Origin of the sequence: Streptacidiphilus sp. PB12-B1b (assembly GCF_014084125.1) — a bacterium.
Lineage (GTDB): Bacteria > Actinomycetota > Actinomycetes > Streptomycetales > Streptomycetaceae > Streptacidiphilus.
This window is the reverse complement of the sequence record NZ_CP048405.1, coordinates 7,611,621-7,627,159: the sequence shown is the minus strand read 5'-3', so window position 1 is coordinate 7,627,159 and position 15,539 is coordinate 7,611,621. Positions and strand designations below refer to the sequence as shown.

Annotated in this window: 10 protein-coding genes; 5 read left to right on the top strand and 5 right to left on the bottom strand. The window is 73.8% G+C overall.

Translation table 11 applies throughout. From position 1 onward, the window contains the following. Positions 1–6 precede the first annotated feature (6 nt). Both GXW83_RS33410 and GXW83_RS33405 read right to left on the bottom strand, forming a co-directional pair. Positions 7–2,943 carry a BTAD domain-containing putative transcriptional regulator gene (locus tag GXW83_RS33410; protein WP_182446843.1) on the bottom strand — a complete coding sequence of 979 codons (2,937 nt, stop codon included), beginning with the start codon at positions 2,941–2,943 and terminating at the stop codon, positions 7–9. Between the two features lie 521 nt (positions 2,944–3,464). Then, positions 3,465–4,094: an alpha-ketoglutarate-dependent dioxygenase AlkB gene (locus tag GXW83_RS33405; RefSeq protein ID WP_182446842.1), complete on the bottom strand. Its 630-nt coding sequence runs from the start codon at positions 4,092–4,094 to the stop codon at positions 3,465–3,467. Between the two features lie 214 nt (positions 4,095–4,308). On the opposite strand from GXW83_RS33405, the gene GXW83_RS33400 reads away from it, so the two are divergent. Continuing rightward, the gene (locus GXW83_RS33400) at positions 4,309–4,947 is read left to right on the top strand and encodes a potassium channel family protein (protein WP_182446820.1); all 639 of its coding nucleotides are present in this window, start codon (positions 4,309–4,311) and stop codon (positions 4,945–4,947) included. A gap of 324 nt (positions 4,948–5,271) precedes the next feature. Here GXW83_RS33400 and GXW83_RS33395 read toward each other — a convergent pair whose 3' ends face one another. Continuing rightward, on the bottom strand, positions 5,272–5,601 hold the full coding sequence (locus GXW83_RS33395; RefSeq protein ID WP_182446818.1) for a hypothetical protein: 330 nt from the start codon (positions 5,599–5,601) through the stop codon (positions 5,272–5,274). A 96-nt stretch (positions 5,602–5,697) separates the two neighbouring features. On the opposite strand from GXW83_RS33395, the gene GXW83_RS33390 reads away from it, so the two are divergent. Together GXW83_RS33390 and GXW83_RS35525 are read left to right on the top strand one after the other, a co-directional pair. Then, a complete protein-coding gene (locus tag GXW83_RS33390) occupies positions 5,698–6,054 on the top strand; it encodes an LAETG motif-containing sortase-dependent surface protein (protein ID WP_182446816.1) in 357 nt (118 codons plus the stop codon). 69 nt (positions 6,055–6,123) lie between these two features. Continuing rightward, entirely contained in the window at positions 6,124–6,918 is a 795-nt protein-coding gene (locus GXW83_RS35525; RefSeq protein WP_370466845.1) for an STAS domain-containing protein, read from the top strand. A gap of 908 nt (positions 6,919–7,826) precedes the next feature. On the opposite strand, the gene GXW83_RS33380 is transcribed toward GXW83_RS35525, so the two are convergent. Further along, positions 7,827–11,834 (bottom strand): hypothetical protein, encoded by a 4,008-nt coding sequence (locus tag GXW83_RS33380; protein ID WP_182446814.1) that lies wholly within the window; start codon positions 11,832–11,834, stop codon positions 7,827–7,829. A gap of 199 nt (positions 11,835–12,033) precedes the next feature. On the opposite strand from GXW83_RS33380, the gene GXW83_RS33375 reads away from it, so the two are divergent. Both GXW83_RS33375 and GXW83_RS33370 read left to right on the top strand, forming a co-directional pair. Further along, on the top strand, positions 12,034–12,273 hold the full coding sequence (locus GXW83_RS33375; RefSeq protein ID WP_182446812.1) for a hypothetical protein: 240 nt from the start codon (positions 12,034–12,036) through the stop codon (positions 12,271–12,273). 60 nt (positions 12,274–12,333) lie between these two features. After that, complete coding sequence (locus GXW83_RS33370) at positions 12,334–14,658, top strand: bifunctional lysylphosphatidylglycerol flippase/synthetase MprF (RefSeq protein WP_225447390.1); 2,325 nt, start codon at positions 12,334–12,336, stop codon at positions 14,656–14,658. 40 nt (positions 14,659–14,698) lie between these two features. Here the strand turns inward: GXW83_RS33370 and GXW83_RS33365 are convergent, their stop codons facing one another. Then, positions 14,699–15,400, bottom strand: coding sequence for a hypothetical protein (locus GXW83_RS33365; RefSeq protein WP_225447389.1), 702 nt, complete (start codon positions 15,398–15,400; stop codon positions 14,699–14,701). Between the last annotated feature and the right edge of the window lie 139 nt (positions 15,401–15,539).

The window sequence follows — 15,539 nt, the reverse complement described above, 5'->3', positions numbered from 1 at the left end:
CGGGGGTCAGCTCGGGGGTGCCAGGTCGGCGAGGCGGGAGCGGGCGGCTTCGGCGTCGGGTGCGCCCAGCCGGTCGAAGATCTGCACCGCCTCGGCCAGGGCCGTCCGGGCCTCCTCGGTGCGTCCGGTGCCCTCCAGGGCCTGGCCCAGGCAGGAGAGGGTCACGGCCCGGCCGTGCTCGGTGCCGATGGCCGCGCACAGGTCCAGCGCGACCCGGCAGTACTCGACGGCCTCGGCGTAGCAGCCCAGGGCCACGTACGCCTCGCCGAGGTTGCTGACGATGGCCGCCTCGGCGTAGCGGTGTCCGGCGGCGCGGCTCAGTTCCAGGCCCTGCTGGTAGCTGTCGACCGCGTCGCGAGGCAGCCCTTCGGCGATCTGCAGCATGCCGAGGTTGCCCAGGGTGACGGCGGCGGCGCCCGGGTCGTCCGCCTCCAGCTGGATGCGCAGGGCCTGCCGGGCGGCGTCGATGCCCTCGCGGTGGCGCCCCTGAGCGACCAGGACGCCGGTGAGGTTGGACAGGGCCAGCGCCTGCAGGTCGCTGCGGCCCATCTGCCGGTAGGCGTCGATGGCCGTACGCGTCACCTCGGCCGCCTCGTCGAAGCGGCGCAGGTCCAGGTAGGCGGTGCCCAGGCCGTCCCGCATCCGGGCCGCGCCGAGCGGTTCGCCCGCGCTCTCGGCGGCGGCCAGGCCGGTCTCGTAGGTGCTGACCCAGTCCGACCAGGGGCGGCGGACGATGAAGTACTGGCGCATGGCCTCCGCGAGCCGCCAGCAGAACTCGGCCGTGCCCGGCTGCTGCGCCCGGGCGCTGAGGGCGACCAGGGTGGGCAGCTCCGCCTCGAACCAGTCCAGGGCCTGGTCCGGGGTGCGGAAGCGGGGCAGCTCCGGTCCGCGTCCGGCGGGTCGCGGGGCGGCGGGAGTGCCGGCGGACGTCTGGCCGGAGGCCGCCTGGCCGGAGGGGCCGAAGAGGGCCGGGCGGCCGGCCGGGCGCAGCAGCTCGGCTGCGGACTCGGCGCCCGCCAGGTACCAGGACAGCAGCCGGTCCAGGGCCTGCGCGCGGGCGGCCGGGGGCTCCTCGGCGTCGGCCGTCTCCTCGGCGTAGAGCCGGGTGAGGTCGTGGAAGCGGTACTGGCCGCCGTAGGGCAGCTCCAGCAGCCGGTGGTCGACCAGCGTCTCCAGCACGGCCTCGGCCTCGTCGACCGGGATGCCGAACAGCGCGGCGGCGGCGGTCGCGCCGAACTGCGGGAGCCGGCCCAGCCCCAGCAGCCGGAAGCAGCGGGCGAGGCTGGGCCCGTCGCCGTCGTCCGGCCTGGGGTGCGGGCCCGGGCCCGAGGCCGGGGGTGCGGTGGCGCCGTGCAGGCCGGCGTAGCCCAGGGCCAGCCCGGCCCGGACCGACAGTTCACCGGCCGTCAGCTCGCTGAGGGTCCGCCTGGTGTCGGCCAGCCGGTCGGCGAGGCGGCCGATGGTCCACCGGGGGCGGGTCGCCAGCCGGGCGCCCGCGATCCGGACGGCCAGCGGCAGCCCGCAGCAGCTGCGCAGCACGGCCGCGACCGCCTCGGGCTCGCGCCTGGTCCGGTCGGCGCCGACGATCCGTTCGAACAGCGCGCGGCTCTCGTCCAGGGAGAGCGTCTCCAGGTCGACCGCCCGGGTGTTGGTCAGCGCGGGCAGGTCGTGCCGGGCGGTGACCAGCACCGACGAGGCCCCGCTGCCCGGCAGCAGCTCGCGGGCCTGGGCGGCGCTGCCGACGTCGTCCAGCACGATCAGCACCCGGAGCGGGGCCAGCACCGTGCGGTACAGCGCGGTGCGCTCCTCGGGCTGGGCCGGGACGGCGTCCGGCGGGGTGCCGAGGGCGCGCAGGAAGCGGCCCTGGACGTCGTGGGCCGAGACCGGGTCCGGGCCCGCGCCCGCCATGGCGGCGAACAGCTGGCCGTCCGGGAAGTCCGGGCGCAGCTGGTGGGCGACGTGCAGCGCGAGCGCGCTCTTGCCGATACCGGCCGGGCCGACGACCGCCGCCGAGCGGGGCGCGCTGCGGCCGTCCTGCGCGGGCGCCCGCAGGTGGACCAGCAGCTGCCCGGCGGGGGCGGTACGGCCGGTGAAGTCGTCGGTGAGAGGCGGCAGTTGGGCCGGGGCGGGCGGCGCGGAAGCGGCGGGTGCCGGTGCCCCGGGCGGTGCGGCGGAGCGGTGCGGGGCGGTCGGCGGGAGGTCCAGCTCCGGATCGCGGCAGAGGATGCGCTGGTGGAGTTCCTGCAGGGCGCGCCCGGGGGCGACCGCCAGCTCCTTCACCAGGGTCCGCCGGGTGCGCTGGTACGCCTCCAGCGCCTCGGCCTGGCGCTGGCTGCGGTAGAGGGCGAGCATCAGCTGCCCGGCGAAGCGTTCACGCAGCGGGTGCTCCTGGGCCAGCGCGGCCAGCTCGATCACCGCGCCCTGGTGCAGGCCGAGTTCCAGATCGGCCTGGAGCCGCAGTTCCAGCGCCTGCAGCCGGGCCTCGGTCAGCTGCCACACCAGCTCGCCCCGGCCGGCGATGCCCGGGACGTCCTGCAGCGGCGTGCCCCGCCACAGCGCCTGGCCCTGGAGCAGCAGCTCGCGGCAGGCCGCCCAGTCGGCGTCGGCGGACGCCTGCTCGGCCTCGGTCCTGAGCCGGGCGAAGCGGTGGACGTCGTACTCGTCCGGGGCGACCTCGACCCGGTAGCCGGAGCCCTGGGTGACCACGCGCCCGCCCGCCGCGCCCAGCAGCCGGCGCAGCCGCAGGGTGTAGCCCTGCAGGGTGGTCCGCGCTCCGGAGGGCGGGCGGCCGTCCCAGACGCAGGCGGCGAGCTCGTCCCACTCCACGGTGTGGTTGGCCCGCAGCAGCAGCGCGGCCAGCAGCGCCCGCTGACGCCGCGCCGAGACCTGGCGCTCGCCCGCGCCGTCGTCGACCAGCAGCGGCCCCAGCAAGCCGAACAGCATGAGTTCCCGCCCTGTGGATGCCCGCGTTCCGGATCGGTCCCTGCAGAGGTGTCAAGGTAACAGCAGGTCGGAGGTATAGACCAGGCTGCCGGGAGGTGCGTGCGCTCCGCTTGTCTCCCGCTGGTGCCGGGCGGGCGTCCGGCCGGGTGCGGGCGGTCGAAGGCGGGTGGCGCCGGGGCGGACGCGTGCGCCCCGCTTGTCTCCGGGTGGTGGAGCGGTCCGCCCGGCGGGCGGGATCTTGACCGTGCACGTGGTCCGAGCCAGGCTCACTGTGGCACCAGACGAAAGGGACGCAGTCGGCGTATTCGGCCCGCGGCGTCCGCTGTTCGAACGGTCCGGCACCTGGACCCCGCGGGGGTGGGCCCAGGCGCCGGGGGGCCGCGGTTCCGGGGGCACGGCGGCGCTCCCGGAACCGGTCCGGGCCGCCGGGCCGGGCGTCCGCGCGACGTCCGGCCCGGCGGCCGGGCACTGCCCGGCGTCGGCCTCGGCCCGGTGCCGACCGGGGACGGCCGGGGAGCGGGTCAGGCGACGCCCCGGGGGCGGAACTGGATGCTGATCCGCGGGCCGGCCGCTCCGGGGGCCTTGGGGACGCAGTGGTCCCAAGTCCGCTGGCAGGAGCCGCCCATGACCAGCAGATCGCCGTGGCCCAGGGCCTGCCGTACGGACGGCGCGCCGCCGCCGCGCGGGCGCAGCCGCAGGGTGCGGGGTTCGCCGACGGACAGGATGGCGACCATGGTGTCCTGGCGGCCGCCCCGGCCGATCCGGTCGCCGTGCCAGGCGACGCTGTCGCGGCCGTCGCGGTAGTAGCACAGCCCGGCCGAGCGGAAGGGTTCGCCGAGTTCGGCGGCGTAGTGCGCGCTCAGCAGCGCGCGGGCGCGGGCCAGCACCGGGTGCGGCAGCGGCTCGTCCTCCCGGTAGTGGGCGAGCAGCCTGGGCACGCTCACCACCTGCTCGTACATCTGCCGCCGTTCGGCGCGCCAGGGGACGGTCCCGGCCAGGCAGGCGAAGAGGTCGTCCGCGCCGGTGAGCCAGCCGGGCAGGACGTCGATCCAGGCGCCGTGCGCGAGCGCGGTCCGGCGCAGGCCGCCGAGCGGGCCGAGGCCGACCGGGTCGGCCGCCGAGAACAGGGATCCCTGGAACGCTGCCGTCATTCCTCCAGCGTACGTCCTGTTCGAATGTATTTTCGATTATGTGGCCGAGGTACGGACCGCTCCCCGGTCGGCCGTCCCCGGATTGCCGCCGGGGTGCGGGCGCCGGACGATTGAATCCGGTGCGGGGGGCACCTGGAAGCCTGTGCGAAGGGCACCGAGGGGAGCAGATGGCCGCGGCGACGTACGAGGCGGCGGGTCGACGGATGGCGTCCGGATGGTGACCCCGCACCGGCTGCTGGAGATCGACCGCGTGCGGCGGCGCTGGGCGGTGGCCGCCACCGTGGCCCGCTGCCTGGTGGCCACCGCCGTGATCATCACCATCTACTACTTGCTGCCGCTGGAGGACGCGCACCCGGACACCTCCACACTGGAGCGGCTGACCGTCGGCGGGCTGGTCTTCGTCGCGGTCATGGCGTACGAGCTGCGGCGCATCCTGCGCGCGGACCTGCCGCAACTGCGCGCCGCGGAGGCGGTGTTCGTCGCGCTGCCGCTGTTCCTGGTGGCCTTCGCCAGCGCCTACGTCTCGCTGGCGCACGCGGACCCGGCCAGCTTCAGCCAGCACCTCGGCCGGACGGCGGGGCTGTACTTCGTCGTGGTCACCCTGGGCACCGTGGGGTACGGCGACATCACCCCGGTCACCGACTTCGCCCGCATCCTGGTCAGCGCGCAGATCGTGGTGGACCTGGCGTTCCTGGCCCTGGTGCTGCGGGTCGCCGTCGGAGCGGCCCGGATGAGCCTGCAACGCGGGCGGCCGGACGCCGCCGAGGGCGCCGGGGGCGCCGGGCCGGACGTCGGGCCCGGTGCCGACGAGGGCACGGGTGACGGCGGGAACGGCGGCCCGGGGACACGGTAGCGCCGACGGCTCCGGCCGCGGGTGGGTTGTCGGCGACCGCCCGGTGAACATCTCGGCGACGGCTACCGTCTGTGGTCAATTTTCTGTCATGCCCACCGAATCCTCACGACCGTTGCCACCAGGAGGAATTGCCCCGATGGGCCCGCTGGGTGCCCTGCTGTCCCCTATGAAATGCACGGGAATGCCCGGTTCACCATCAATTGACAATCCAGTCCACTGAACTGACGATGTGGGTTGTCCTCATGGGGGAGAAGTGCCTCCGGTTGCCGGTGTTCCCGGCCTGACGCCCGCTGCGTGCGCGCCGTTGTACGTCCCCCCACGACGTCAACCCTGTGCTCTTGATCCAATCGATGGGGAGAACGTGTCCATATCCCGCCGAACCGCTGTCGCGGTGCGTACTCTCGGTGTCGCCTCCGCGGCAGCCGCGCTCAGCCTGGGCGTCGCCGGCAGTGCCTTCGCCTGCCAGATCGCCGACTTCCACGCCTCCGTGGCCTGCGACTCCACCAGCGGCACCGCCACCATCACGGTGACCGACAACGACGCCAACGGCCCCACCGCGCGGGTCGGCCTGTACAACGGCAGCACCCAGATCGGCAGCACGGAGACCGTCAGCGGCGGCACCCAGGGCAGCCCGGGCCAGGTCAGCTTCACCAACGTGCCCTGGCTGTCCAGCGGGGAGTGGACTGTCCACGTGACGGTCAAGCACTACATCGACGACCAGACCATCGAGGTTCCGGCGACCGGCGGCGCGTGCTCCGCGCCCACGCAGCCGACGACCCCGCCCACGCAGCCCACCACGCCTCCGAGCACGCCCCCACCACCGCGCCGCCCACGTCCGCGCCCACCACGCCGCCGACCGGCTCGCCCACCACCCCGCCCAGCGGTGGTGCCAGCTCCTCGCCGTCCACCAGCGCCTCCGCCCCGGCGGCCTCGCCGTCCACCAGCGTGGACTCCTCGGTGTCGGCCTCGCCCAGCGGCCCCGCCCTGGCCGAGACCGGTGGCGGCAACGACAGCGGCCTGATCGCGGGCATCGCCGGGGCGCTGGTCGTCGCCGGTGGTGGCGTGGTCTTCGCGCTGCGCCGCCGCAGCGCCGCCGGACGCCACTGACATTTCATCACGTCGCTTCTCCCTCATGAGAGTTGGGGGAGAAGCGCGGACGCCGGACAGGCGCGTGCGGTGCTCCGTACGCGCCTGCGGTGCGTCCTCCGGGCCGCCGCCACCCCTGCCGAACTGGGGTCAACTGCCGTGACTGGACTGGACAACCTGGTCAATGAGCTGGTCCGGAAAGGGATTTGGGGGTACAAAGAAGGTGGGCCGTCCCCCAGTCGGGTGGCTGCTCCGACAGACCTTCGCCGACTCCGCCGCGAGCACACCAACCGGACCAGGGTGGCCGCCGACGGCAGTCGCACCGCTGCGACCGCGACCGCCGCAGACCCGCAGCCGTCCGCACCAGAACCGCACCGCACCCGCATCCGGGACGTGCGCCGCTCCGAGGGTGGTGATCGACCGGTGCACGAACCGTGCCCCGACGCGCGCCCGCGTCCCGACAACTCCCCTGCGGCGCCGCCCCTTACGGCGCCCCCGGCGCCGGCCGACTATGGCTGCGTCTGCACCCTCACCACCCACGGGCGGACCGTGGTGCGGCTCGTCGGCGAGATCGACCTCGCCACCAGCAGCCTGATCACCACCCACCTGATCCAGGTCACGGCCGGTGCCCGCCCGTCGGTCGTGGTCGACCTGCGGGCGGTCACCTTCATCGACGCCGCCGGGCTCGACCCGCTCGCCAGGGCCCGCGACCGGGCCCTGCGCCGGGGCGGCGAGCTGGCGCTGATCTGCACCGACCCGCGCATCCTGCGCACCCTGCGACTGGCCGGGCTGCTGCCGGTCTTCCCGCTGGTGCCGCCGTCCGCGGCGGCGTCCATGCCCGTGCCCGCGCCCGTGCCGAGGACCGGGCGCCGCTCGGACGCCTGACGGCACCCGCGCGACCGGCGCCGGGCACACAGCGGCTTCACCGTAGCGGGGTACGCACGGCGATGGCGAGGGTTTGCCCCGGTCTGGCTGCAAACGATCGTCCGTGACCGGTTGCGGCGGGCCCGGCTGCGCCGCTGGTCAGCGGCGGTATCGGCGTTGTCGGCGACCGCTCCGGCGGCCCGGCGCGCCCGGACTCCCGGCTCCCGGTGCCAGGCACGCCTGCGGGCGGGGAAGTCCAGGCGGGGGTGCGGATGGTGAGCCTGTCATGCCGCGGTGCGGGGGGCGGCTTCCGGCCGTATCGCCACGATTGGTAGTCGTTCGGTTGCTTTGCGCGTTTGTCCTGGGCCAGGGTCAAGGGGGAAGGGCCGTCGTAGCCGACATCGCGGGCGTGTGTTTCACGTGAAACGTGCGCTCGCCCGGGTCTGGACGTGGTGGGTTCCGTGAGTGCAGGGGTATCGCAGGGTCCGGTCGGCCCGAGGGCGGGGCTGCGGTGCGCGGCCTGCCGTCGCGCGGTGCGCCCGATCCGGCGCCACCCGCGGCAGCCGGGCCGGCACCCGCGCCGCCGCCCGGCCGAGGCGCGGACGCCCCGCCGGAGAAGACGCCGGCTGCCCGGCTGCGGAGGGGTCGGCGCCGCCCGGCCGCCCCGGTCGGCCGCGGGCAGGACCCAGTCGCCCCCGCGCGCCCGCCGCCTGGCCCGCACACCCCGCGCAGCGCCCCCCGCCCCCGGCCGCCGCCCCGCGCCCCGGAAGCCGCCGACAGTCCGGCCCTCCCCGGAGCCCAACAGAAGACCGCGCCCGTGGCCGCCCGTATGAGGGGCGGCCACGGGCGCGCTACGGCCCGGCCGGCCGCGCCGGCCGTGGCGGCCGGGCGCAGTCGCTCAGGGGCGGTGCAGCTAAGGGGTGGTGCAGCTAAGGGGTGGTGTAGTAGCCCTCCACGTCGGCGATGAGCTGGACCGTGCCCCCGGAGCCGTTGTAGAAGTCGACCGCTCCGTCCACCACCGGTACCACCACCAGGTTGGGGATGGTCTCGCCGGTGGTGAAGTTGAGGTTGGACGCCGTTGGCAGGGGCTGCCCGTCCGCGAACACCGTCAGGTGTCCGGCCGTGGTCGGGGCGGTTGCGGTCACGTTCAGCACGACCGCGGTCACCGTCCCCGAGATCGGCAGGCCGGGCAGGTCCGTGACGTTCAGGGAGACGGCCGCGTCGGGGGCGATCGCGCCTCCGGCGCCGCCCAGCCCGGAACGGGTGTCGATCGCCCGGATCGGCCGCACGGCCTGGAACGACGATCCGCTGGGGCCGAAGTACCCGGAGATGTCGGCGAGGAGGTCGGCGGTGCTGCCGGAGGCGTTGTAGAGGTCGACCTTTCCGTTCGTGACGGGGACGACGACCAGGTTGGGGATGGTCTGTCCGGCGGTGAAGTTGAGGTTGGATGCGGTGGGCGCGGGTTGGCCGTCGGGGTAGACGGTGATGTGTCCGGCGTCGGTGGGGTCGACCACGGTGACGTTCATGGTGACGGCGGTGACGCCGCTGCCGGGGACGCCGCCGCGGCCGTCGACCTGGAGCGCGACGGTGCCGTCGGCCTTCACCCGGGCCTTCGGAGCGCCCGTGCCGTTACGCGTGTCCAGGATCCGCGACGGGCCGACCGTGGTCAGCGCCGAGCCCTTGCCGTCCGCCGTGTCGTACCCGGTGACGTCGGCGAGGAGGTCGGCGGTGCTGCCGGAGGCGTTGTAGAGATCCACTTTCCCGTTCGTGACGGGGACGACGACCAGGTTGGGGATGGTCTGTCCGGCGGTGAAGTTGAGGTTGGACGCGGTGGGCGCGGGTTGGCCGTCGGGGTAGACGGTGATGTGTCCGGCGTCGGTGGGGTCGACCACGGTGACGTTCATGGTGACGGCGGTGACGCCGCTGCCGGGGACGCCGCCGCGGCCGTCGACCTGGAGCGCGACGGTGCCGTCGGCCTTCACCCGGGCCTTCGGAGCGCCCGTGCCGTTACGCGTGTCCAGAATCCGCGAGGGTGTCACCGGAACGAACAGGCTGTTCGGCGTGGGGCTGGCGGCCGTGACCTTGTACGCGTCGGGCAGGTACCCGGGGGAGGGTGTGCCCGCCGAGTATCCGGCGTTGTCCACCACCAGGTCGTAGCTGCCCGGGGCGAGGCTGAAGGCGTTGAGCGTCAGGGTCAGCGCGGTGCCGGTGGAGTTGATCCCGGTTGCCGTGAACGCGTAGCCCGATGACGGGCTGCCGTTCTGGGCGAGGGCCACCGGCGTGCCCAGATTCAGATTGGTGCCGTGCACCACCACCTGGCTCTCCGAGCCGGCCGGCCCGGAGGCGGGCGTCAGCGAGGAGACCGTCGGCGCAGGGGGCGGCGTGGCGCAGCCCTGCTGGCACACTCCCTGCACGGTGTAGCCGATCGGCGTCGGCGCGGTGCTGGGGGTGAGCAGCATGACGGCCTGCGTCGGCTGGGTGACCGAGTAGTTCTGACAGGTGTAGCTGAACTGTCCGACGTTGTTGCCGTTGCAGTAGCCGATGCCGTTGGTCCAGTTGGCGGTGGAGAACATGCTGATCCAGGGCACGTTGGCGCCCGCCTCGGTGTCCGTGCCGTAGACGCTGAACTCCTCCCAGGGCTGTTCGGGCTTCAGTTGCACCACGGCGCAGTACGCGGTGGAGGTCTCGGTCAGCGTCCCGCTCATCGGCGCGAAGCCGTTCACGGACAGCTGGTGCGCGGTGCACTGCGGAGCCCAGCCGGAGGCGGTGCCCACCACCCAGGCGTCCACGTGCGCCGGTATGGCGATCCCGGCGTAGTTCGCGGCGGTCACGATCAGCTGGTAGCTCGCGGAGCCGGTGAGCTGGCAGGAGACGCCCCACTGGCGGCAGACCTCGGTGCCTGCGGCGTTGGTGACCTGGAGCACCGCACCGGCCGGGGCGGGCGTGTTGGTGCGTACGTCCGTGTAGATGTCGTCAGCCGCAGCGCCGGTGACCCGTATGCAGGCGGTGTCCAGGGCCGAGGTGAGCAGCAGCCCGGTGGAGGGGCCGCCGACGGTGGTGGAGGCGGGCTTGGAGCAGTCCGCGGTGGAGGTCACGTCCCGGCGTACCAGGCGGTAGGTGTCGGCCTGGTCGGTGGAACTGCTCATCAGCGCGGTGTAGGCGACGCCCGGCTTGAACGCGCAGATGGCGGTGGAGTTGCCGAAGCAGACGGGGGCCCCGCTGGGGTCGTTGATGTTGATGGAGCCGTCCACCTTGTTGGCGATGTTCGAGTAGTCGATCATCTCCCCGGTGGAGTGCTGGTTCGCCGGAATGCTGAGGCACTTGATGGTCGAGGTGGTCGTCAGTGAGACCGTGGCGCCCCAGGAGCCGCCGTAGCCGGACTGCGGCCAGTCGGTGCAACCCGTGGTGGAGCTGGTGTGCTGGACCACTACCGAGTAGCCGTCTCCCGGGTACAGCTCGGAGAGGACCGCCCGGAACGGCGCGGTGCCGGTCAACGGGCAGACGGCGTAGCTGAAGTCGGCGCTCGGGCACTGCTGGGCCCCGGTTGCGTCCAGGACCTGGATCTGCGGCTCGGTGCCGTCGGCGGTGGGCTGGTCGAACACGTAGTCCGACTGGCCGGAGGCGGTCGGCAGGGTGAGGCAGACCTCCTCGCCGACACCGGCGAACGGCCCGGTCGCCGGACCGGTGCCGAAGTCGGTGTCACCGGTGGCCTTGCAGCCCTTGCTCTCGTCCGCCGCGATGAACACCACAGCAAAGTGGGTGACCGTGCCGGGGGTCACGTTGGCCACGAAGTTGTAGCTGCCGACGGCCAGTTGGCAGCTCGGCCCGGAGTTGGTGCAGGCCGGGGTGCCGTCCGGCTGGTAGAGCGTGCCGCTCAGGCCGCCGGTGTCCGGGCTTGCCGCGTAGACCTGGTACTGGCCGGCGGTGGTGACGTCCAGGGTGCGGCAGGCGACGGTGGAGCCGGTGTCCGGCGCGGTGCCGTAGCTCTGCTGGGGGGCCGCGACGCAGCCCTGCGGCTGGGAGACGGTGTTCAGCTGCAGGTAGTAGCTGTCGGCTGCGGCGTTGATGTCGCTGGCCAGCGCCCGGTACGGGGCGGTGCCGGTCAGGGTGCAGACGCCGTCCTGCTCGCCGCAGACCTGGGTGCCGGTCGCGTCGAAGACGGCGACAGTCACCTCCTGGTACGGATCGGAGGCCGAGTTGACGTCCAGCACGCTGCCGCTGGCTGCCGCCAGCGTGTAGCAGGCGCCGGTGGAACCCGCGGGGAGCGTGCCCTGCATGGTCGGTGCGGCGAACGAGGTGTCGACGGTGGTACAGGAGGTGTCCGAGAGCAGCGGGGTGTACGCCAGCGTGTAGCCGGCACCGTCGTTCTGGATCTGCACGGTGTACGTGCCGGCCTGCGAGGTCGCGCACTGCGAAGCGGTGTAGTTGTCGGTCGGCTGGCAGGAGACGCTGCCGGCATTGGGTGCGGTGACGGCTGTCTGCAGGTCCTGGCCGCTGCTGTTGATGGCGCGCACCAGCAGCAGGTCGGTGCTGTCGGGCAGCGTCAGCGTGTAGCTGTCCGTGCCGGTGGCGGAGGGCGTGGTGCACGGGTAGACCGTGTCCGCGGTGATCGCCCCGGAGCAGGTGTCCGCCACGGTGCTGTGGGCGAGGGCGCTGCGGACCGCGGCCGCGCGGAGTTGCTGGGCGTTCTTGGCGGCAGCGGGCGTGCGCACCGAGGGCGGCGACGTCGGCTTGGTGACCGCCTTCGCCCGCGCGGGTTTGGCCGTCTGCCCGGCCGCGGGCCTGGTGGCAGGCGTCTTCGCGCTGCCTGGCCTCTGCGGGGCAGCTGGTGCCTTGGCTGTGGCCGCCTTGGTCGTCGTCGGCTGGACCACGGCCGCGTAGGCGGCTCCGGTCGGGCCGACCACCGTGACCAGCACGGCGACGAGCAGTGCGGCCACGCCTGTCAGGCGTTTGTGCCGGTGTGTTCCGGATAGTGGCATTCGGGTGCCTTCCCCCCTTTTTGCGCCATTCCCGCCTCTGTGATAGTGCGGGGGCCTGTTGAGCAGGCGGAGCCTAGCAAGACCCGCTGTCACCGGCAGCCCCATATTCCGGGCCGCAGTACGCTCGATGTACGTGCTGTCCACAGCGGGAGTTGACATGACTGGTCAGCGACAGTCGGATGAGCCGCCGGGCCCTCTGGAGGAGTTGGAGTCGGCCGGTGTGGACGATCTCTTCCTGCCCCGCTCGAAGTCCGGCCACCGGCCCGATGCGTCCGCCCCGGTGCTGGGTGACGAAGCGGAGGAACTCTCCTGGGGCCTGCCGCCGGGCAGGGCGGCGCGGCCGGCTGGGCACCCGTCCCGGGCCGAGGACTGGGAGGGGCCCGAGCTCGACGGCTGAGTCGAGTCGTGGGGCGAGCCGTCCAGCAGGCGACGCAGACCGGATCATGCGGAGGTTGCCGTGGTCAGGGGTGAGTCGGTCAGGGGCGAGTCGGTCGGAGGCGAGCCGGTCAGGGGCGGGTCGACCGGCGAGGCGCCGACCGGTGGCGGCGAACAGGTCGGCTCCCGGGTGCGGGAGGACGGCCGATGGCAGGCGTTCGGCGGTCGGCTGGTCTCCGGGCTGCGCGCGGTCCGCGACTCCGGGCCCGGCGCGCTGCTGCGGCGCTTCCCCTTCACCCTGGCCACCGTCGGCCTGATCCTGGTGGCGGGCCTGGCCCTCGGCGCGCTGGGGAATCCGCTGCAGCAGCGCTCCTGGTATCCGGACGTGGCCTTCGGCCTGCCCTCCTTCGAGCACAACCGCTGGTGGACGCTGCTGACCGGCTCGCTGCTGGGCGCGCAGCCCTGGGACTACCTCGCCATCCTGCTCGGCATGCTGCTGCTGGTGGGCTTCGCCGAGGCCCGGATGGGGACGCGCTGGGCCGCCGCGGTGACCGTGGTCGGGCAGGTGTGCGCCGTCCTGCTGGCTGCCCTGGTGCTGCTGGTGCTGCGGACGACCGGCTGGTCCTGGGCGGTGGACGTCTCCCACCAGCTGGACGTCGGCTTCTCCGCCGGGATGCTGCTGGCCGGTGCGATGGCGTCGGCGACCCTGCGCTCGCCGTGGCGGCTGCGGCTGCGGCTCGCGCTGATCGCCTACGTGACGGTGTCGCTGCTGTACGTCGGCACGGTCTCGGACGTGGAGCACGCCCTGGCGGTCGGGCTGGGCCTGGCGGCGACCGGCTGGATCCGGGTGCCCGGCCGGGTGGACGCCTCGGGGCAGCTCTCCCGGCGCGAGTGGCGGCTGCTGGCGGTCGCGGGCCTGGTGCTGATCTCGGCGATCTGGGTGATCGTCTGGCTGGCCCCCAGCCGGGGGCCGCTGGGCTCCACCTACGGCCTGGGAGCCTCCTGGGCGCAGACGCTGATCGGCCTGGCCCTGGCCGCGCTGCTGGTCAACGGCCTGCGGAGGGGACGCCGCCGCTCCTGGCGCTGGACCGGCGCGGTGGCCACCGCCTATGTGCTGCTCGGGCTGCTCATCGCGGTGGTCTTCACGGTCGCCAAGGCGACCGGCAACCCGGTCACCATCACCGGCGGCGCGGTGCTGATCCCCACCGCCGTGCTCTGGGCCGCCGAACTGGTGCTGCTGGTCCTGGGCCGCGAGGCGTTCCGGGTGTCCTCGCGTCCGCTGCTGCGCCGGCGCGCCGGTAAGGCGGCCGACCTGATGCAGCGGGCCCCGGCCGGCGGCCGGGGGTCGGAGCCTACGGCGGTGCACGGCCATGACGACGCGGTCGCGCTGCTGCAGCGCTACGGCGGCGGCCACCTCTCCTGGATGACCACCTGGCCGGACAACTCCTACTTCTACGCCTCCTCGGAGCAGTCGTACGTGGCCTACCGCGAGCACGCCGGGGTGGCGGTCGCGCTCGGCGATCCGATCGGCTCGGAACAGGCCCGGGAGCGGGCCGTGGTGGAGTTCGCCGAGCAGTGCGACAGCTCCGGGCTGATCCCCTGCTTCTTCTCGGCGACCGGCCAGGTGGCCCGCGCGGCCGAACCGCTGGGCTGGCAGCACGTCCAGGTGGCCGAGGACACCGTGATCGAGCTGGAGCAGCTGGAGTTCCGCGGCAAGTCCTGGCAGGACGTGCGGACCGCGCTGAACCGGGCCAGGAAGGAGGGCATCGACTACCGCCCGGTCACCCTGGCCGAGGAGCCCCGGGCGCTGGTGAGCCAGGTCCGGACGCTGTCCGAGGAGTGGGTCGGCGACATGGGGCTGCCCGAGATGGGCTTCACCCTGGGCGGTGTGGAGGAGGCGCTGGATCCCCGGGTGCTGGTGGGCCTGGCCCAGGACGGCTCCGGGGTGATCCAGGGCGTCACCTCCTGGATGCCGGTCTACGGCGGCGACGGGGCGGTGGAGGGCTGGACGCTGGACGTGATGCGCCGCCGCCAGGGCGGATTCCGGCCGGTCGTGGAGTTCATGATCGCCTCCAGCTGCCTGGCCTTCCGTGAGCGCGGCGCGCAGTTCGCCTCGCTGTCCGGCGCGCCGCTGGCCCGCAGCGCACCGGCCGAGGGGGACGGCGGTGACGGCGGACGCGCCCTGGAGCGGTTCCTGGACCAGTTGGGGGAGAAGATGGAGCCGTACTACGGCTTCCGGTCGCTGCACGCCTTCAAGGCCAAGTTCCACCCCCGCTACGAGCCCATGTACCTGATCTACCGCGACGAGGCCGACCTGCCCCGGATCGGCGTCGCGCTGACCCGCGCGTACATGCCCCAGGCCGGGCCGCGCGACCTGCTGCGGGCGTTCGCCAAGCCCAAGGCGTGAGCCCGCCGTCCGAACCGAGCCGGGAGCGGGAGCGCGCGGGTCAGTCGTCGGGTGCGCCGCCGAGGAAGTCCTTGAACGCGTCCATCCGGGTGCGTCGGCCGGGCGGGTAGCGCTTGCGCGAGCGCCGCTCGCCGCGCGAGCCCGGCCGGTACCGCCAGCGAGCCCACGGCGAGCCCGGCTTGGCCAGCCGCAGGCAGGCCACCAGGGCCACGAACGGGACGAGCAGGCCGATGATGCCGAGCGCGTGCTTGCCCTTGAGGATCGCCACCAGCGACAGCAGCACGTTCACGGCCAGGCCGATGGCCAGCGAGATCCGGTTCTCCCCGGCGGTGCCGGAGAGCGGGTTGATCCCGGCCAGCAGGAACAGGCCGACGCCCGCCGCGATGAACACGGCGTCGACGGACTTGCGGCCCTCGCGCGACCAGTAGACGTCGTCCAGGTGCAGCCACAGCGCGAACTCGTCCAGGGTGAGCGCCGCGCCCAGCCCGAACATCACCGCCAGGATCTGCCCGCCCGGGCTGCCGGGCTGGTAGGTGAACTCGATGGCCCCGGCGACCAGCATGGCGATGATGCCGTAGACCTCGTGGTGCACATGGGTGTCGCCGACCTCCATGTTGCGGAACGGCCCCCGGCCCGAGCGGATCAGCCGGGTGACCAGGCGGGTGGCCACGAAGGTGACGATGAACGCGAGCATCATCCACAGGCCGAGGCCGAAGCTGCCCACGCTGAGGTCCAGGGTCACGCTGACGCCCCTCTGCACGGCCGCACCGGGCATCGGCGCGGTCACCGGGCAGCCCGGCACCGGCCGCGATCTGCCCCCTATGCCCTATCTTGCACACCCGGACCGGTGCCCGCAGTGAACCGGCGAACCAGGCATGTCG